Origin of the sequence: Motiliproteus sp. MSK22-1 (assembly GCF_001968815.1) — a bacterium.
In the GTDB taxonomy this organism is placed as follows: Bacteria; Pseudomonadota; Gammaproteobacteria; order Pseudomonadales; family Balneatricaceae; genus Motiliproteus.
In genome coordinates, this window is the sequence record NZ_MIEQ01000026.1 from 23,499 (window position 1) to 43,626 (window position 20,128).

The window sequence follows — 20,128 nt, forward strand, 5'->3', positions numbered from 1 at the left end:
TCGGTTATATCAGACCGTATATTAAAGAGCCAACAAAAGGAGAACCACCATGGCCGTCGATATTTTTATTAACATGGGCGATAAAATTAAAGGAGAAACAAAAGATAAGGAGCAGTCAAAAGGCAAAGACATCGACGTCCTCGCCTGGAGTTGGGGGATGTCACAATCAGGTTCTTTCCATACCGGTGGCGGTGGTGGTGCAGGAAAGGTCAACATTCAAGACCTTTCTTTCACCAAGTGGTTAGATACTGCATCTACTCCTATCATGCTACATTGCTCGCAGGGAACGCACATACCGAAGTGTGTTTTACTATGTCGTAAGGCTGGTGAAGGCGCACAGAAGTATATGGAAATCACCATGGAGAAGTGCATCATCACTTCTGTATCCACGGGTGGTAGCGGTGGAGAAGATCGCCTGACTGAAAATGTCACTCTTAACTTTGCCAAAGTAAAAGTAGAATACTTCGTTCAGGACGATAAAGGTAAGACTTCCTCTGCCGGTGAGTATGGCTGGGATATCGAAGCTAACGCTAAGGTATAGCAGAGGCAACACAATTGGTCCCGGAGGTTATTTAAAAATCTTCGGTATCAATTTGTGGTTTCAAACAGCGGTATCCGCTTTGCGGGGACCGCTGATGTTTGACGACCCTATGTCGTCATATTTTGAACTTAGATTTAATAAATGCTCATAGGGATTGATCATGCTAGTAGACGACTTGATCGGCCAAGGTAATCTAACAGAAGCACTAGCAGAACTGCAGGCTGTAATCCGCAAAAACCCGGAAGTACCCAAATACAGGATTCTTTTATTCCAACTCATGGCAGTGAATGGCCAGTGGGATCGCGCCATGACTCAGTTGAACGTTGCAGGTGATCTCGATCCCGGAACACTCGCAATGGTCCAAACCTATCGTGAGGCCCTGAAGTGTGAAGCATTTAGAGCAGACGTATTCAGCGGTAAACGCTCCCCATTAGTCTTTGGTCAACCTCAGCAATGGGTCGCCTTGATGATAGAAGCGTTAAAACTTGGCGCTCAAGGACATACAGCCGAATCCATATCCATTCGCGCTCAGGCTTTCGAACAGGCTCCTGCAACCTCAGGTACCATTTCGGTGACAGGCAACAACCCGAATGATTCAGAAACCACAGTTGAAGGGGAAACCTTCTCCTGGATCGCAGATGCAGACAGTCGCCTGGGTCCGATGACAGAGGCCATTATTAATGGTCAGTACTATTGGGTACCCTTCGACAGTATCAGTACAATTGATATTGAGCCTCCAGAAGATCTCCGTGACCTGGTTTGGTTGCCAGCCTTGTTCACCTGGACGAATGGCGGCGAAACCGTCGGTCTGATACCAACCCGATACCCAGGTTCCGAACACAGTGAAGAAGCATCAATCCGACTAAGCCGAAAGACTGAATGGCAACTGGATGAAAACAATCAGGGAGACATAGCGCCTGATGACCAAGTATATATTGGTCTGGGTCAACGAATGCTTACTTCGGACAAGTCTGACTACCCCGTAATGGATATTAGAAACATTACCTTGGATAATCCGGTAGTTACCGAAGAGCCGGATGGCAACAACATAGAACAGGATAGTTAATGGAGTGGCAGAATTAACTCACTCTGAACGATTACAACCTGCACTGCTTGATCGGTTGACTGATGATGACCCCCAGCACAAACAAGAGTCGCGCGATAAGTCGGTGCTTTCTTTACATCAGCTAAGGCGCGCCGTGTTGCGCGACATGGGCTGGTTACTTAACACTGTCAATTTCAGTTCTGTAATGAGTTTGGAGGCATACCCTCAAGTAGCACGATCAGTCATTAACTATGGCACTCCAGACTTATCTGGGCATACGGCATCCAATGTCGATATTCATGGTCTGGAGCGTCTTTTACGTCAAGCCATTATCGATTTCGAGCCACGCTTTCTAAAACACACTGTAAAAATAAAATTGCGGATGTCAGAGAGTCAGATGGACCACAATGCCTTGAGCTTCGACATTGAGGCAGAACTCTGGGCACAACCCGTTCCACTGCATCTCTACATGAAGACGGAGGTTGACTTGGAAACAGGAAATGTCAGTGTTACCGATTCATCTGGGAAAGGGTTTGCCTGATGGATCCCCGGATACTTAAATACTACAATCAAGAACTTCAATATATCCGCCAAATGGGTGCAGAGTTCGCTCAAGAGTACCCAAAGATTGCCGGTCGCTTAGGCCTGGAAGGGTTTGATTGTGCTGATCCGTACGTAGAAAGATTACTCGAAGGATTCGCCTTTCTTGCAGGGCGCGTGCAACTTAAATTAGATTCTGAATTTCCTCGGTTTACTCAGCATCTGCTAGAAGCAGTGTATCCTCATTATCTGGCTCCGACGCCTTCAATGACTGTTGTTCAGTTCCAGCCCGACCTTAGTGAAGCAGGCTTGGCGGAGGGATTCCCGGTCCCTAAAGGAAGCGTCATGCGTAGCCTGCTGGGGAAAAACGACCAAACCTCCTGTGAATACCGTACCGCTAATGAGCTGGAGCTGTTCCCGCTGCAAATCACTGATATAAAATATTTAAACAGCCTCAGCGGGACTGGACTGCCAACAGTACCAAAAGCAAAAGCAGCAATCCGGATACGGCTAGCAGTCAGCGCAGGGCTGACCTTCAATAAACTTAGCCTATCTCGACTACCGATCTACCTAAAAGGCTCAGACTCGCTGCCTATGCGGCTGTATGAACAACTGATTGGTAATTGCTTAGCAGTGATCGCTCAGCCCGCAAACCGCCCGCCACCATGGCAGCAAATAGTCAAAGAGGCCAAAGTAACCCCTATGGGGCTTGGGGAAAATGAAACGATGCTTCCCCCAAGTCCGCGATCATTTCAAGGCTACCGCCTGCTTCATGAGTATTTTGCATTTCCTGAAAGATTCATGTTTGTCGAGCTGTCAGGTTTGGAGAGCGCACTGAAACGTTGCTCGGGCAATGAGCTGGAACTGATATTCATGTTGGATCGCGAGGATGAATTCGTTCACAAAGTATTAAGTCTGGATAATTTTGCTTTGTTTTCTGTTCCTGCCGTTAACCTGTTTCCAAAACACTGCGATCGTATCCACCTGACTAACCGCCAAAATGAACACCACCTTGTTCCAGACCGGACAAGACCAATGGACTTCGAGGTTTACTCTATTCTGGACGTCAAAGGATACGGATCAGGAAATCAGAAGACTCAGCAGTTCCACGCTTTTTATGCATCGAACGATCTCGCTGCTCAGCACCCTGAAGAAGCTTTCTATGCAAGCCAACGACAACCACGGGTGCTTTCCTCCAAACAAAAAATTTATGGTCCCCGATCAAGCTATATTGGCAGCGAGGTATTTATATCCCTGGTTGACTCAAAGGAGGCCCCTTACTCAACAGACCTCCGTCAGCTCGGTGTGCAAACCCTCTGTACAAACCGGGATTTACCCTTGCAAATGCCGGTGGGGAAAAGTAATACGGACTTTACCCTGGAATCTGGCGGCCCTATTGAATCAGTTCGGTGCTTAGCAGGTCCTTCAAAGCCCAGACCCTCTTGGGCTGAAGGTGATACGACCTGGAGGCTTATCAGCCACCTTTCGTTAAACTATCTGTCGATAATTGACAGTGATGAAGAGCAAGGCGCCGCAGCATTGCGGGAACTGCTATCCTTGTACAGTGATATTGCAGAACCAGCCATCCGAAAACAAATCAGCGGTATCAAAAGCATCAGTTCCAAAGCGATTGTTCGACGGATTCCGGTACCGGGCCCAATCACCTATGGCCGGGGAGTCAGTATTGAACTGACCTTTATAGAGGGGGCTTTTGAAGGAAGTGGAGTATTTCTTCTGGGAGCTATACTCGACCAGTTTTTCGCTCGTTACGTATCCATCAATTCCTTTACTCAAACCATTATTAAAACAGAAGAGCGCGGAGAGATCATGCAATGGCCATTACGCACAGGACAGCGACACGTGCTATAGCCCTGCAGAATGATCTGCAGGAAGCACCTTACAAGTTCGACTTCTACGCCGCTATCAGGCAGTTTGAATGTGCTCATCCTGAATATCGCAAACTAGGCGAGTCATTAAAACCAAGTGAAGATCCACTTCGCCTTGGACAACAGCCCTCTATGGCTTTTGCCCCCTCAACTGTTTCCAATTTTGAACCGGGCAGCGAGGGACGACCACCACGACTGGAAACGCTATTCTTCGGCCTGTTTGGTCCTAACGGCCCATTACCATTGCACTTAACAGAATATGCCCGGGATCGCCTGCACAACTCTGAAGATCCGACACTATCCCGCTTTGCAGATGTGTTTCATCATCGCATGATGTCACTCTTCTATCGGGCTTGGGCCAATACGCAACCGACTGTTAATTTCGACCGCCCAAGTGAAGACCGGTTTTTGACTTATATTGGAGCCACCTGTGGTTACGGCATGACATCCCTTGGCAACAGAGACGAAATGCCCGACAAAGCCAAACTCTATCATGCAGGAATTCTCTCAAGCCAAACAAAGAGCGCAGAAGGCTTAAAGATTATTATCAGTAATTTTTTTGGCCTTCCTGTTCGTATACAACAGTTTGTCGGCCACTGGATTTTTTTACCGGAAGACAGCCAGTGCCGACTGGGAGAATCACCCGAAACAGGAAGCCTTGGAATGACAACAGTGGTCGGAGCCAAAGTCTGGGACTGTCAAAGTAAATTCAGAATCCTACTGGGCCCACTCAAACTGAAAGATTTTCGGCGACTGCTGCCAACCGGAGACAGCTTCCGCCGGTTAAGATCTATTGTCAAAAACTACATTGGTGATGAACTAAGTTGGGACTTACAGCTAATATTAGAAAAAAGCGAAGTGCCTACTCTGAAGTTGGGAGAGTCTGCACAATTAGGATGGACAACATGGTCCAAAAGCAAACCCTTTGAAAGGGATGCAACGAATTTAATTCTTGATCCCTATATGAATCAACAATAAACCAGCAGCCAATCAGCGACCAGCGGATAAAACGTCTCTCTTGATAAGAAATAATCAGACAGAGTCGATTTAGCAGCCTTTTCCAACAAGGACCCCCTGTAAGGGGTTATCCATTAAGGATAAGTGGTTGATTGATAACTGAGGAGACTCTGCAATGTCTGAAATCAGTCGCGTAACACTATTTGGTAAACTCAATTCAGTCGGGTATAAGTCTATCGAAAGTGCCACCGTATTCTGCAAAATGCGTGGTAACCCTTACGTGGAATTGGTTCACTGGATCAATCAGATCCTGCAATTACAGAATACTGATCTGCATTGCATCGTTAAACAATTCAATATTGAACCAGCCCGCCTGGCACAGGACATAACCGCATCCCTGGATCGATTGCCACGGGGTTCAACATCTATTTCAGATCTATCTGAACACATCGAAGAAGCCGTTGAACAAGGGTGGAAATACAGCACACTGATGTTCGGTGAATCTCAGGTCCGGACAGGACACTTAATTGTCGGTATTCTCAAAACTCGTGCTCTATCTCATGCTCTACTGGGTATTTCCAAAGAGTTCAGTAAGGTAAAACTGGATACCCTGACGGATCGTTTTGATGAAGTTGTTGCCGGCTCGGCAGAAGAAGGACTGTCAGCCAGTGATGGCAGTCACCTTAGCGGAGAGCCTGGAGAAGCAAGCGGAGCCATGGCTCCATCGCAAATGGGTAAACAAGAGGCACTGGCTCAATTTACAGTAGACCTGACCGAAGATGCGCGCCAAGGGAAAATAGATCCGATTGCCGGTCGTGATGAAGAGATACGTCAGATTGTCGATATTCTCATGCGCCGTCGTCAGAATAACCCTATTCTCACCGGAGAGGCAGGTGTCGGTAAAACCGCCGTAGTTGAAGGTTTTGCGCTTCGTATTGCTTCCGGCGATGTTCCACCACCTCTGAAAGACGTCAGTCTGCGATCTCTGGATGTAGGCCTGCTGCAGGCCGGAGCAAGTATGAAAGGCGAATTTGAAAATCGCCTCAAGCAAGTCATTGAAGAAGTACAGTCATCGGAAAAACCAATAATCCTGTTTATTGATGAAGCCCATACACTGGTTGGGGCAGGCGGTGCCGCAGGCACAGGTGACGCTGCGAACCTGTTAAAACCAGCGTTGGCCCGAGGAACACTAAGGACCATCGCTGCAACAACCTGGGCTGAATATAAGAAGCATATAGAGAAAGATCCCGCTTTAACCCGTCGTTTCCAAGTAGTTCAGGTACTGGAACCGTCTGAAGATAAAGCCCTTCTGATGATGCGCGGGTCTGCCACAGTAATGGAGAAACATCATCGGGTTCAAATTCTAGACGAAGCTTTAGAGGCTGCCGTATCCCTATCCCATCGCTACATCCCTGCCCGTCAACTTCCTGATAAATCAGTTAGTTTACTTGATACGACCTGCGCTCGGGTTGCGATAAGCCAGCATGCTGTCCCGGCAGAAGTTGATGACAGTCGTAAGAAGATCCAGGCCCTGGAAACGGAACTATCCATTATCGGTCGAGAGAAGGATGTCGGCGTAGATATTGGCGACCGACAGAATAGAGCTGAAGAAAAGCTGACTGAAGAACGCCAACGACTGGAAGAACTCGATGAACGTTGGCAGTCGGAAAAAACTCTGGTCGACGAAATTCTGGAACTGCGTGGTCAGCTAAGAAGCCAGGATGAACCCTTGGACGATATTGGATTAAGTTCAGCGCCCACCTCTGATGAAGCAGATCCAGCCGCTTCTTCTAAAACTGAGGAAACGTCAGTTCAACAGGAAAGCGATGCCGTTGAAGCGGGCGTGGAATCCACAGATATCAGTCCAAAAAATGAAAACAGTATATCCGATGGAAAGGATCGTGAAGCATCACTGGCGCGATTAATCGATTTGCAAGAACAACTTCATCAATTACAGGGGGAATCTCCATTAATCTTACCCACTGTTGATCTACAGGCCGTTGGCTCCGTGGTGCAAGACTGGACCGGAATTCCCGTAGGAAGAATGGTCAAGAATGAAGTTGAGACCGTTCTCAACCTTCCAAGCATATTAAAGCGTCGAATTATTGGCCAGGATCATGCTTTGGAAATGATTGCCCGGCGTATTCAGACCTCCAGGGCCAATTTGGATAACCCTGACAAACCTATCGGCGTCTTTATGCTGGCAGGGACTTCGGGTGTTGGTAAAACCGAAAGTGCTCTGGCTCTCGCTGAAGTACTCTATGGTGGGGAGCAAAATGTTATCACCATCAACATGAGTGAATTCCAGGAAGCTCATACGGTTTCAACACTTAAAGGCGCCCCTCCAGGCTATGTTGGCTACGGCGAAGGTGGTGTTCTTACCGAAGCAGTACGTCGCAACCCATACAGCATTGTACTTCTGGACGAAGTTGAGAAAGCTCATCCCGATGTCCATGAAATTTTCTTCCAAGTGTTTGATAAAGGCAGAATGGAAGATGGTGAGGGCAGAATGATCGACTTCAAAAATACGATCATTCTGCTAACCACCAATGCGGGTACCGACCTTATTACTAATTTGTGCAAAGACCCTGAGCTCATGCCTGAGCCGGAAGGCATCGCTAAAGCGCTTCGCGAACCATTGATGCAGATATTTCCGCCTGCGTTACTCGGACGCTTAGTCGTCATTCCCTACTATCCACTGAATGATGAAATGATAGGGGCGATTACACGCTTGCAATTAGGTCGCATCGAACGGCGAATTGCCGAGAACCACAAAGTCCCATTCAGCTTCGACGATGAAGTGGTCGCCCTCATCGCCAGTCGCTGTGAAGAGCTGGAAAGCGGGGGACGTATGATTGACTCAATACTCACTAATACCCTGCTGCCTCATATTAGTGAGCAATTCCTAACCAGAATGATGGAGAGTGAAACCATAAGTAAGGTACATATAGGAGTCGAAGACGGTGAGTTCAGCTACGAATTTGATTAATTTTTAAAGCCAGTCGTTTGCTATGACCGTATAACTATAACTGAGCACACAGCTGAATCGTCGCTAATTTTGCTTCGGAGTTCGGAAAACACCTAATATACTGTTATAACTGGTAATGTTAGCGACTGCTGTTGCAATATAGGTAAGAGATATACCGATATAGGGTGCGATTGCTGTCTTGATAGCTGATAACAGTGTGCCCTAAACTACTTCAGGGTCTATGCAATAGACTTACATAGAAGGATGTGTAAAAACTCAGTCAACGCTTCGATATTGGGTAAGTGCACAGCTGATAGAACGTAAAATACGAGTCTGCTAGAAAGCAGCACTACGGGATAATTGGGTCAGTCTGGTTTCAATATGAAATTGTTATTAACGATTGTTAGCTTTAAGGGTCAGCCACCATCATCTTCGGACTCTGTAACCTTTGATCAGTCTGGAGGTATTGTTGGGCGAGCCAAAAACTGTGATCTTGTACTCGAAGACCCGGAAAGAACCATTTCAAGCAAACATGCACTGATTAGTCATGAAGGTGGTAGTTTCCGCATTACCGATACCAGCCTGAACGGCATCTATCTCAACAGTACTGATCAGCGACTGAGCAACGAAGGCAGTGTTGTAATCAGTCCCGGCGACCGGTTCTATATTGGCGAGTATATTCTTGCAGCAGATATCGAAAATGATGCTGCCGGTCTGGACAGGAACCTGTCTGGTGGGGAACCTGAGCTAATCTCAGAACCCGCGGTTTCAACACCGCCTGATATAACCCCGGCACCCGCCACCTCAACGCCCTTCGAATCAAACCCTTTTGCCGATCCGGCAGAGCTATCCCCCTCTGAAGAGCTGGCCATACTGGATCCTCTCAGCGATGCAAAGTCACCGTTCCAGGATGCTGCACCGGCAAAAGAAAACGGTCAATCAGGCAGCTCAGACAGCAATGAAATGAGTATTGATGATATCCTGCTAGGCGGTGGTGGTAATCCCCCAGCTAAACCGCTGGAGGGCGGATACTCAGAAAGTCCCTCTACACCTGCAACTGAAGCCGACCATATTGCAAGTATCAACCAGTATTTTGTACCTCCTAACAGCGTTCCAGAGGCTCCCAGCGATACCGCAGGAAACCCTCCAGATAGTGCTTCCACTGATCAAGGAACAGATGTACCGGCTCAATCGAATGCAGTGATACCCGATTGCTGGATTGACTCGGATTCCCTGATGATGCCGCCAGCTTCAGCATCCTCTTCGGATTCCCAGCCCTTAGCCCCACAGCCGTTATCACCAAAAGAAGCTGCTCCAGAACCTGTAGAAGCACCGGTAAGTCCCTTACCTACGCCTAAGCCCTCAACAAATAAAGCGATATCAGGGAGTGCCGACAGACCCTTACCAGCCAGTTCTCCAAAGCCACAACCAAAAGCTAGTGCAAACCTCTCTGCTGACCGGGCACGTACATCTGTAGATAGCAATATTCCAGCTGCTCAGCAAGACGATGTTGCTGGACCAAACGCGGAGCCTGATTTAGATGCGATACGCGCATTTCTAAAAGGGGCACAGATTGAGGATATGAAACTTCCACCAGACCTGGAACGAGAATTCTTTACCTCAATGGGTAGACTCTTCAGGTTATCAGTCGCGGGATTAGTTGAAATACTCAGAGCGCGTACCGACATTAAAAGTGCCTTCAGGATGTCGATGACTACTATCAGGCCAATAGAAAACAATCCATTGAAATTTTCGATCAACACCGATGATGCTCTGGCTAAGTTATTGCTGAATCCAGGCGGAGCCTGCCTTCCGACTGAGCAAGCTTTCAATGAAGCCTTTGATGATATCAAAGCCCATGAACTGGCCGTTATGGCAGGAATGCAGGCAGCATTAAACGATCTGTTAAAACGCTTCGAACCCGAGGAACTTGCTGATTATTTCGAGAAAAGGGGTGGGAAGAGCCTACTCCAACAAAAAAAGTCCTGGTATTGGGATCAATATATCAAGCAACACAAAGAAATTCTGGACCGGGCTGAAGATCAATTTCAAGAACTTTTCGGTGAAGCCTTCACAACGGCCTATGAAAACCAGACAAGTAAGCTGAAGGAAACTCGCCAACAGTAGGTTTAAAACCTCTTTGATACGACCCTTAGTTGAAGTAAACCGTAATAACGAAGAATCAGGAGTTCAAAAATCGTGCTTCGAACACTACCAGCAGCCCCAATGAAATATCTCGTTTTGATATTGTTTACCAGCCTGCTGAGCTTAACCGGCTGCAGCGTAAGAGACGTAATAGATGTAGTGGATTTCGTGAATGACACACCCACTCGCCTTGAATTACAAGCAAAGGCCAGTGAAGATATAAACCCGGCTGCAGATGGCTCTGCGGCACCATTAGTCATTCTAATCTATGAACTTAGCGCTAAAAGCAAATTCGAAAGCAGCGACTTTTTCTCACTCTACGCGGAAAAACCAGCCACTCTCGGCGATGAGATGATTGCTCGTGTAGAACAAAATATAATGCCAGGCCAGGAACTAACAATTAATCGAGAACTAAAACCCGAAACCAAATTCATCGGTTTAGTTGCAGCATTTCGAGATATAGATAACGCCAGTTGGCGACTTATTGCTCCCATAGAAGCTACAGAAAAAAATCGCATTAAAATTAATTTGGACAAAAACAGCATGGCTCTTGATTCCGAAAAAGAGTGATTCTAAAAAGTAGCAATTCTGAAAAAGACTCTGACTCGGACTGAAAGCAGGAATAGTTCTGGTTCGAGATAACACGATAAAAGTAGAATGTGCTATCTACCTGCATGTTTTAGAAAGTAGTATGTTAACTACTTGAAGGACTAGACATAAATAGTCTTGAACAAACAAAGATAAGCAGTCTTGAACAAGCAAAGATAAACAGTCCCATGCGGCAATGTCAGCGGGTAACTGGGTACGATAATTAGCTGGGTATGAGAAATGGCTTGGTATAACAAAATAATTTGGTCCGAGGGGATGTTTCTCCAACCTCACCACTTCCAGCAACATGATCGCTATCTGGAATCTATGGTGGAAGGTCGTTGCACTGCGCTTCGCACTTATTCCTGGGGAGTCCGTGAAGTATCTATCGATCAACAATTACTGACTCAAGGTAAAATAGCGTTGGCCACCTGTCTGGGTGTATTACCCGATGGAACCCCTTTTGACGCCAATGAGGATTGTGATCAGGCCCCTATTCTGGAGATTCCCGAAAACACCCGTAACAGTCTGATTTACCTTGGATTACCTGCCCGAAGACGTAACGGTGCTGAAGTCGCGTCAGACGATAGTCAGGACAACGTTGCGCGCTATTTGGCCCGGGAAGATGAAGTCTGCGACTACAACGTAGGTTCTGATAATCATGCGCAGCTGCAAACAGGCCGGTTACGTCTTCGGTTAATGCTTGAAAGTGAAGATCGTGATGATTTTATTTGCCTGCCAGTCGCTCGTATTATCGAAATCAATGCCGATAAAAAAATCACCCTCGATGATCGATTTATTACACCCTGTTTGGATTGCAATGCATCCCCACGATTAAGCGGTTTTCTTGAAGAACTTCAGGGATTACTCCACCACCGTGGCGAAGCACTGGCCAGTCGGATAACGGATTCAGGACAAGGTGGTTCCGCTGAAATTGCGGACTACATGATGCTACTGACGGTAAATAGACTGGAACCTCTGTTCACCCATCTTGGTTCAATCAGTGGCCTTCATCCAGAAGACTTTTATCGTATTGGTGTCCAAACATCTGGAGAACTAACGACCTTCGCTACGGAAACGCGCCGCCCCACTCCTCTGCCCACCTACCACCACGAAGACCTGCAGAGCTGCTTTGAGCCACTGATGGAGTCGCTTCGCGGTTCTCTAAGTATGGTTATCCAACAAAATGCTGTACCTATCCCCCTCAAAGCCCATAAGTATGGCATATGGGTTGGCACAGTACCTGACCTCACGCTACTTGCAGGGGCAGATTTCATATTGGCGGTAAGTGCACAGCTTGCCAACGAACAGATTCGAAGCCGATTCCCTACACAGGTCAAAATAGGTCCGGTGGAAAAAATAAGTCAACTGGTCAACTTACAGCTCCCCGGGATTGGCATACGTCCACTGCCAGTAGCGCCCCGACAGATACCCTATCATGCAGGGTTTACCTATTTCGAATTGGATCGCTCCAGCGAGATGTGGGAACAGCTCAAACGCTCTGGAGGTTTCGCCTTCCATGTCAGCGGAGAGTTCCCAGGTATCAAGATGGAATTCTGGGCGATCAAGGGATGATCAACCATGAGCAACGATGATAATTTTTTCGACTCCAGCGCTGATGCAGACCGCACCATCATCAAGCCTACACCAGGCCGTCGCAGACCTGCAGCAGCCCCTGTAAACGCTGCAGTTCAACGACAAGTTCAAGCGGGTGACTTCAGCTCTCTGAATACTGGCAACCCACTGATCTCCGCAACAGTCCCTTTACTCAAGCTTCTGGTTTCGGTCAGAAACTGCCTTTCAATGAATGATATCGGTGGTTTTCGGCAAAGAATCGAGCGTGAAATCAAAAGCTTTGAAAGTAAGGCTTCAAACCAAGTGGACTCCGAAGCGGTATTAGTAACTCGTTATTGTCTATGCACAGCCATTGACGAAGCAGTCCTTAACACGCCCTGGGGCGTCAATAGCCAATGGAGTCAGGAAAGCCTGTTAGTACTGTTTCACAAAGAAACCTGGGGAGGGGAAAAGTTTTTTCTCATTCTCGATCGCATGTTACAGGATCCAGCAACTCGAATAGATATTCTGGAACTACTGTACGTACTTCTAGCAATGGGATTCGAAGGAAAGTATAGAGTACTGGATAATGGCCATCGATCTCTGGATGAAATTAAGGATCGACTATTTCTCAGTATTCGCGCACAAAGAGGGGAACCCGAAGCAGAACTATCACCACACTGGCGCGGGATAGAAAAACAAGGCGGCGTGCTGACCCAATACCTTCCCTGGTGGGTTTTAGCATCTTTTCTGGGGTTGATTTTACTTCTCTGCTTTCTCGGTTTTAGTTACTTTATCAATCAATCAGCTGCACCTGTATTCCAAGAGCTTGCATCCATTGGCCGGGAATCACCACCGGAGCCGGTGGAACAAGTGCTTACTGTCGCTCCTCCTCCAGCCGACAACCTGGCTCAGGATCTCTCGACATTTCTAAAACCGGAAATTGACGAAGGGCTTGTTAGTGTCCTCGAAAATTACAGTGACGTTAGAGTAAGGATCATCGGTAATGGCCTGTTCGCTTCAGGAAGTGATCAAATAACCGAGAAATTCCTGCCGCTTTTACACAGAATATCCAAAGCACTGGAAACAGAAACAGACAAACGCGTTGTCGTAGAGGGACACTCTGATTCCTCACCTATTCATACAGTAAGGTTTCCATCTAACTGGCACCTGTCATTAGCACGCGCGCAGTCTGTTATGGATATGTTGCTTCAAAACCCAAAACTACCTCCACAACAGTACAGTGCTGAAGGTAAAGGTGACGCAGATCCTTTAGTTGACAACGACAGTGCAGCAAATCGTGCAAAAAACAGAAGGGTCGAAGTGATCCTGGAAAAAAATTGAATCTGGTTATCCATGATGGGGCATACGGATCGTGGCAAAAATTATAGCGTTCTTTAAACAAAAGTGGGTTATTCAGTTATTTGGACTGATAGCCATTTCAGTACTCATCTGGTTTCTCGGTCCCCTAATCGCCATTGCTGATTGGGTACCGCTAAAGAGCCCTGCTGTACGTTTGATCCTAATACTCGTTCTGACAATGCTCTGGATGGGTATTCTGCTAATTGGTTATATTAAAGCCCAGAAAACTGACAGAGAACTGGTTGATGACATAAGTAAAGGAAGTGAAGACGAAAACCTAGACACTTCCGAAGAAGAGTTATCGTTAATCAATGAACGCTTTGATGAGGCGATTCAGGTCATAAAAAAAACGGGTGGCAGCAAAAAACGTATGGGAACTCAATACCTGTATGAACTGCCCTGGTACATTATTATCGGCCCGCCAGGATCAGGCAAAACAACCGCACTGGTCAATTCCGGACTACAGTTTCCTCTTGCTGACCGGCTAGGAATGGACGCTATTCAGGGTGTGGGCGGAACACGTAACTGCGACTGGTGGTTTACCGATAATGCTGTTCTTCTGGACACCGCAGGACGTTACACAACTCAGGATAGCCATGCCGCTGTCGACGCAACAACCTGGCAAGGCTTTCTGGAGCTGTTAAAAAAACACCGAAAGCGCAGACCTATCAATGGGGCACTAATCGCTATAAGTCTGCTGGATTTACTGACCCACACTCCCGAAGAACGTAGCTTACATGCCCGAGCAATCAGAAGTCGTATTCAGGAACTGCATGAAAAACTGGATATACATTTCCCCATTTACTTACTGTTCACCAAGAGTGATCTGGTCGCCGGTTTTAACGAATTTTTTAGTGCTTTAGGAGCGGATGAACGCAAACAGGTCTGGGGAGCAACTTTCAGCTTCGAAAATGAAAAGTCCGCCGAAGGGAGTGCGGCCAATTTCGCGACCGAATATGATGCATTACTTGAACGTATCAATGAGCGAATGATTACCAAGATCCATCAGGAAAGAGACGTCGCCAAGCGTTCTCAGATATTTGGATTCCCACAACAGATGGCGAATTTGAAGTCCCCGATTGAACAGTTTTTAAACGAGGCCTTTTTACCCAATCGATTTGAAAAACCTCCCTTGCTACGGGGATTTTATTTTACCAGCGGTACCCAGGAAGGAACTCCTATTGATCGCCTGATGGGCAGCGTAGCCAGTGCCTTCGGACTTGACCGTAGCAGTCAGCCAACGTTCAGCGGCCAAGGCAGAAGCTATTTCATCCATAACCTTTTTCGAAAGGTCATTTTTGCCGAATCTGATCTGGTCGGCACCGACATCAAATATGAAAAGCGTCGCCGTTGGCTGCAACGGGCTGTGTACGTAGCCTCTGTTGTTATTTTGGGATTGGGTATTTTGCTCTGGTTCACCAGTTTCACACGCAATCAGATAACAATTGACGAGCTGGAAACGGAAATCGCTCAGTATCAGGGAGGGGTAGAAAACCTGGAATATCAGCAGACCGATTTTGCCAAACTTCTCCCTCCCCTGAATCACCTTCGCCAGGCAGCTCATATATACCCCGAAGATGTCCCACTGCTGATGGGTGCAGGTCTTTATCAAGGAGACCGACTTCAGCCCACTGCGGAGGACTCTTATCAACGGGTGTTGCAGGGCCGATTTCTGTTCAGTCTCGGCAAACGTCTTGAAGATTTAATTACACTGAACATAGAAAAACCGGAGATTCTGAGTTTAGTACTTAAATCCTACCTGATGCTCGGAGAACCCAAGCGCCTGGAAAAGGAAGAAGTCAAACTATTGATGGGAGTTGATTGGAACAATAGTCTTGGAGGTGATCAAAAACGGGTTGATGAGCTGAATCAGCACTTGGATTCATTATTGGAAAAACGCTTTAAACCACTTCCCCTCAATCTTGCACTGGTTACTGAGGCGCGTAATACACTAACCCGGACTCGACTCTCAGATCAGATATATAGCCGTATTAAGTCAGACACGCAAGCACATGCTCCGTTTAATCTAGAGCTGACGGATATCTTCGGTACAAAAGCGGATATAGTAATCAACAACCGTAAAGGGGATCTGAGCCAACTCAGGGTTCCAGGGCTTTATACAACACAAGGATTTAAAAAGGTTTTTCTGAAAGAGTATAAAAATCTAAGCTCAACGGCGGAACAAGCATTCTGGGTCCGCGGTGAAGATAAACAATCAGCCAGCGGCGAATCCCAGATGAACGTGCTTGAAAAGGAACTGCTGGAGCTTTATGTCGATGACTACATTCAGCAATGGCGTAGTTTGCTCAGTGATGTACAGATCAAACGCCTTAGCAACCTAAGTAGTGCCATCGAAATTCTGGATGCGGCTTCTGGCAGTTTCTCTCCTATAAGAAAACTGTTGCAGGCAGTGGAAGCAAACACCAACCTGTTAAGAGCGAAAACCGAACTCGATACTCCGGTCTCACAAGGTGATCAAGACAAGCTGGCTGCAGCCACAGATGCCGCAGCATTAATCACTAACAGCACAACTCTGGGTACGCGTCAGCAACGTCTTGAGAAACTCATTGGCTCTGCGGGTGCCTTTACTGAGAATAGTGCGGATACCTTAATGCAACGGGTTGACGACACCTTCGGTAAACTCAGCAAACTGGTCCGTAAACGTGGAGACGAACCTGCTCCTATTGATTCTTTATTAAGTGAGCTGTTCAACCTGTATACTTTCCTCTCTGACCTTGAGGCTTCTGGAAGCACAGGCCGCGCTGCATTAGAAGCGATGAAAAGCGATCGCAATCCCGGTCGACAGCTACAGAGAAAAACCAAGAATCTACCGGAACCACTTCGTAGCTGGTTAGAAGGATTCTCTGAAGTCAGCCAAAATGCTGTAGCGAGCCGTTCCCAGAACCAACTAAGCCAGGTTTGGAGCGCAGACGTAATACCATTTTGTAAACGGGGTATTGGTGGTCGCTACCCGCTAAACAGAAATAGTCGGCAAGATATTACTATTGAAGATTTCTCCAGGTTCTTTGGCCCCGGTCAAATGCTGGACCAGTATTTCAAGCAATATATCCAACCCTTTGTAGATATGAGCTTTAATCCATGGCGCTGGCGAGAAGGAAAACGCCCAAGCATATCTAACGCCAGCCTTGCACAATTTGAAGCAGCAAACCAAATACAGAATGCGTTCTTTCGAGAGAGTGGTCAGCCGCTTGTCCGCTTTAGCCTGAAACCGGTGCAGCTAGACTCCAGTGTTCTTAAATTCAGCCTCAGTTTGGGCAGCCAGAATCTAAGTTATCGCCATGGGCCTACGGTACCCTCTAGTTTTACCTGGCCAGCAACAAACGGGAGTGGAACAGCCAGAATTCAGTTTCAGATGGCAGACGGAAAGACCACCGGGGAAAGCTCAGAAGGGCCTTGGGGTTGGTTCAAACTGCTGGACAAAGCTAAGTTAGAACGTACTGATAATGCAGACAAATACCTGCTAACCTTTGAATTAGAAGGACAAAAGGCCAGCTTCGAACTTTATGCCAGCAGCGTCAACAATCCTTTTGACCTAACAGCATTAAGGCGTTTCAAGTGCCGGTCACGGTTGTAATCAAATGAGCAGGCGGCGTTAACTATGAAAAACAAGGAGATAATGGACAATGCGAAAGACATGGATGCTGTAACTGGATTTTATGGAAAGCTCCCCAGCCATGGAGATTTTCTCGTACGTCGCCTTAACCGAAACTTTACAGCCCCATGGGATCAGTGGCTACAAACTGCAATTGCTGATAGTCAAAGTCAGTTAGGAGAACAGTGGCTGAATACCTATCTGGTCAGCCCCATATGGCGATTTTCACTGTCTTCAGGCATTTGCGGACATAGCTGCTGGTGCGGAATATTAATGCCGAGTGTAGACAGCGTTGGTCGTTATTTTCCATTGACTATTGCCACTCCCCTGCCTGCAGAATCAGATATCAGCAGGTTATTTTCCGAACAACATGACTGGTTTGAGCAATGTGAAGCGCTCGCTCTTGATGCACTCAACGGAGACATACCATTAGATCACTTTGATCAGTCTCTGTGCCAACTCGATCCACCGTCAGTGCCCTTAAATAAAACGCAGTTGCAGGGCTACCAGACACCGCAACCAGCATGGTGCTTTAACCTTGAATCACCTCAGCAATCAACAGCAAAGTTATCCGAACTTGCCCTTAGCCTGTTAGCAGACCGACTGCCGGCCCGCAGTTACTGGTGCGCTCAGAACGCTGAACAGATCAATAGTACCTTGCTCATCACCGCAGGGTTACCGCCAAGCCAGGGGTTCTCAGCCTTACTTGATGGCCAATGGAAAGCATGGGGATGGGGCGGAGAACCCTATAACGGATCTGACTTGGATATAGAACAATGAAAGTTCCCATGAATATGTTCAAATGGGAATCTGCTGCACTGACCCATACCGGAAAGGTGAGAACTGTTAATGAAGACGCCTATCTGGACCGAACCGATGACGGCTTCTGGGTTGTTGCAGACGGAATGGGAGGGCATACTGCTGGTGACTTGGCAAGCCAGGCTATAGTAGAGGCACTGGCCCAGTTAGTATTACCTGACCGTCTTAGTGAAATGATTAACCGGGTAGAAGAAACACTGGTCCAGGTCAACAATGCTCTGATAGAAGAAGCCGCCGGTCGTGAGCGAAATACGACGATTGGAAGTACCGTTGTTGTTCTTATCTGCTGGCGACATATTGCAGTAATGATGTGGGTTGGCGATAGCAGACTGTATCGCTTGAGAAGTGGGATATTCAGCCAGCTAACTCAGGATCATACGCAGGTAGAAGAGCTGGTCCAACGTGGAGTCATTTTACCTGAAGAGGCGGAGTCACACCCCTCCTCCAATGTGATAACTAGAGCTGTTGGAGCGACGAATAAGCTGTTTGTGGATATTGAGCATGATGAAATTCGCCCAGGCGATTACTATCTTTTATGTAGTGATGGTCTGAATAAAGAATTAAAGGACGAGGAGATTGCCGAAGTGATGAGTCAGCCAGGCACCCCGGAACAGCACGGACTGGAGCTGATAAACAAGGCGCTGAGCCGTAACGGCCTGGATAACATAACCCTGATACTGGCCCGTTCAGCAGAGGTTGATTGTTGAGATTCAATAACTCGTTTGCGTTGTTGTTTTGGCTGCCAGCATACAGCTTCACTCGCAGGCATTCACAATTAACTCTGGACCAGTACTACTGTCTTGAAAAATAACACGGATAGTAGAACAATGATTTGCAGGGAGGAGACTATGCCGCAGCCTCATTATTCGCCGCTTCGACTGCTCGCCTCGGAGTATGCCCAACAACAGATTGGCCGAGCTGATTATATAAACCGTCGGACGTTAATCCTGGACCAGTTGTCCGGGGAGCCACCGGCCGAGGACGAATGCGAGAAAACCCTCCCTTTACACCAGAGGTCCCCCCTTGCACCACCTGCTCTACCAGCAATCGAGTCCAATAAATCGACCGAGACTGCTCGCCCGAACAAACATAATCGAAGAACCAAGCATCCATCCATGTGGCCGGTGGTTACAGTCTTTTTAGTATTACTTGTTGGTGCCGCCGCCGCTATTTATTTGGTTGCAACGGGCCAGGTTCTGTAATCGAGGAACGACTGTCTATCGCCAAACAATCGGTAACACTGCAACAGCCTTATTACTAAGCCAATCACCATCTCTTCTGAAAAACAGATCCACGACTTCAACAAAGATCCGGAACAAGCAAAGAGTCATTATAGGAATAGCGACTCTTTGATGTTGAATACATACCCTATCCGGTATCACCGTCCTACCATTGAGATCAATAAACATTAAGCTCAACGGCAGGTCAGATACGATAAGCCTGTAATTAAAACGCCCACCGGAACCCTAAGCCAATACTATCCACATCCAGGTCATCATAGCCCAGAAGTTTCTGATAGTAGACATAGGCGGAACCACCGGTCGCAAACTGACCTGAAACCCCTAAACGCAGATTGAAATAGTCCGAATCAACAGAGTCTGTAGGTAGCAGGAACTTCTCCTGGGTGGGGTCGCCAACAAAGTTGGCTGAAATCAGTCGCGAATCGTCCTCAAACTCATGCACCCACTCAATTGACGCCTGAGGAGAAAGAATCCCCCAGGAGCGGCTCAATGCATAAGAAGCATCCACCCCTAAGGTCAGCGTTAGCGAGTCCATATTCTGCTCATCCAACGCTACCGCCCAGCCGCCACCATCACTATTGGGATTGGACATACTCTCATTATAGCTATCCACCGTCGTATCCACGTATTCCACACGACCCGTCGTGGTCAAGGTCATCTCGTTGTATTGGAAATGGTAACCACCCCCCAATGCCAGCGAGAACTGATCACCATCATAATCAGAACTGGCCACCTGATTGACCGTCGTGCCCGCCAAGGTGTAATTAACGTTTCTCTTCTGGTCAAAATCATTCTGACCAAAGGTCATGATCCCCTCAACAAAGAACTGATCCGACTGATAACTGGTTCCATAAAGACTCAGGCTGATT

At 47.3% G+C, this 20,128-nt stretch carries 15 protein-coding genes; 14 read left to right on the forward strand and 1 reads right to left on the reverse strand.

Annotation, left to right across the window (positions count from 1 at the left end; translation table 11 throughout):
- Positions 1 to 49: 49 nt before the first annotated feature.
- From BGP75_RS06110 to BGP75_RS06175, 14 genes are all read left to right on the forward strand, one after another.
- Complete coding sequence (locus BGP75_RS06110) at positions 50 to 541, forward strand: type VI secretion system tube protein Hcp (RefSeq protein WP_076716609.1); 492 nt, start codon at positions 50 to 52, stop codon at positions 539 to 541.
- Positions 542 to 701: 160 nt separating this feature from the next.
- The gene (locus tag BGP75_RS06115; RefSeq protein ID WP_076716612.1) at positions 702 to 1,607 is read left to right on the forward strand and encodes a type VI secretion system accessory protein TagJ; all 906 of its coding nucleotides are present in this window, start codon (positions 702 to 704) and stop codon (positions 1,605 to 1,607) included.
- 4 nt (positions 1,608 to 1,611) lie between these two features.
- Complete coding sequence (gene tssE, locus BGP75_RS06120; RefSeq protein ID WP_076716614.1) at positions 1,612 to 2,127, forward strand: type VI secretion system baseplate subunit TssE; 516 nt, start codon at positions 1,612 to 1,614, stop codon at positions 2,125 to 2,127.
- Positions 2,127 to 3,995, forward strand: coding sequence for a type VI secretion system baseplate subunit TssF (gene tssF, locus BGP75_RS06125; RefSeq protein ID WP_076716616.1), 1,869 nt, complete (start codon positions 2,127 to 2,129; stop codon positions 3,993 to 3,995). The genes tssE and tssF overlap by 1 nt, the downstream gene beginning before the upstream one ends.
- Positions 3,959 to 4,990: a type VI secretion system baseplate subunit TssG gene (tssG, locus tag BGP75_RS06130; RefSeq protein ID WP_076716618.1), complete on the forward strand. Its 1,032-nt coding sequence runs from the start codon at positions 3,959 to 3,961 to the stop codon at positions 4,988 to 4,990. Before tssF ends, tssG begins: the two co-directional genes overlap by 37 nt.
- Positions 4,991 to 5,144: 154 nt before the next feature.
- The gene (tssH, locus tag BGP75_RS06135; RefSeq protein ID WP_076716620.1) at positions 5,145 to 7,958 is read left to right on the forward strand and encodes a type VI secretion system ATPase TssH; all 2,814 of its coding nucleotides are present in this window, start codon (positions 5,145 to 5,147) and stop codon (positions 7,956 to 7,958) included.
- Positions 7,959 to 8,318: 360 nt separating this feature from the next.
- Positions 8,319 to 10,064 (forward strand): type VI secretion system-associated FHA domain protein TagH, encoded by a 1,746-nt coding sequence (gene tagH, locus BGP75_RS06140; RefSeq protein WP_076716622.1) that lies wholly within the window; start codon positions 8,319 to 8,321, stop codon positions 10,062 to 10,064.
- A 99-nt stretch (positions 10,065 to 10,163) separates the two neighbouring features.
- Complete coding sequence (gene tssJ / locus BGP75_RS06145; protein ID WP_076716625.1) at positions 10,164 to 10,652, forward strand: type VI secretion system lipoprotein TssJ; 489 nt, start codon at positions 10,164 to 10,166, stop codon at positions 10,650 to 10,652.
- 258 nt (positions 10,653 to 10,910) lie between these two features.
- A complete protein-coding gene (gene tssK / locus BGP75_RS06150; protein WP_076716627.1) occupies positions 10,911 to 12,245 on the forward strand; it encodes a type VI secretion system baseplate subunit TssK in 1,335 nt (444 codons plus the stop codon).
- 6 nt (positions 12,246 to 12,251) lie between these two features.
- The gene (icmH, locus tag BGP75_RS06155) at positions 12,252 to 13,568 is read left to right on the forward strand and encodes a type IVB secretion system protein IcmH/DotU (protein WP_076716630.1); all 1,317 of its coding nucleotides are present in this window, start codon (positions 12,252 to 12,254) and stop codon (positions 13,566 to 13,568) included.
- A 31-nt stretch (positions 13,569 to 13,599) separates the two neighbouring features.
- Positions 13,600 to 17,181 (forward strand): type VI secretion system membrane subunit TssM, encoded by a 3,582-nt coding sequence (gene tssM, locus BGP75_RS06160; RefSeq protein WP_076716633.1) that lies wholly within the window; start codon positions 13,600 to 13,602, stop codon positions 17,179 to 17,181.
- A gap of 24 nt (positions 17,182 to 17,205) precedes the next feature.
- Positions 17,206 to 17,979, forward strand: coding sequence for a type VI secretion system-associated protein TagF (gene tagF / locus BGP75_RS06165; RefSeq protein ID WP_083704655.1), 774 nt, complete (start codon positions 17,206 to 17,208; stop codon positions 17,977 to 17,979).
- Positions 17,980 to 17,987: 8 nt separating this feature from the next.
- Positions 17,988 to 18,725, forward strand: coding sequence for a PP2C family serine/threonine-protein phosphatase (locus BGP75_RS06170; RefSeq protein WP_233152856.1), 738 nt, complete (start codon positions 17,988 to 17,990; stop codon positions 18,723 to 18,725).
- Between the two features lie 141 nt (positions 18,726 to 18,866).
- Positions 18,867 to 19,220 (forward strand): hypothetical protein, encoded by a 354-nt coding sequence (locus tag BGP75_RS06175; RefSeq protein WP_076716637.1) that lies wholly within the window; start codon positions 18,867 to 18,869, stop codon positions 19,218 to 19,220.
- Between the two features lie 244 nt (positions 19,221 to 19,464).
- On the opposite strand, the gene BGP75_RS06180 is transcribed toward BGP75_RS06175, so the two are convergent.
- Positions 19,465 to 20,128: autotransporter outer membrane beta-barrel domain-containing protein (locus tag BGP75_RS06180; protein WP_158070068.1), on the reverse strand; the 664-nt coding region annotated here is incomplete at its 5' end.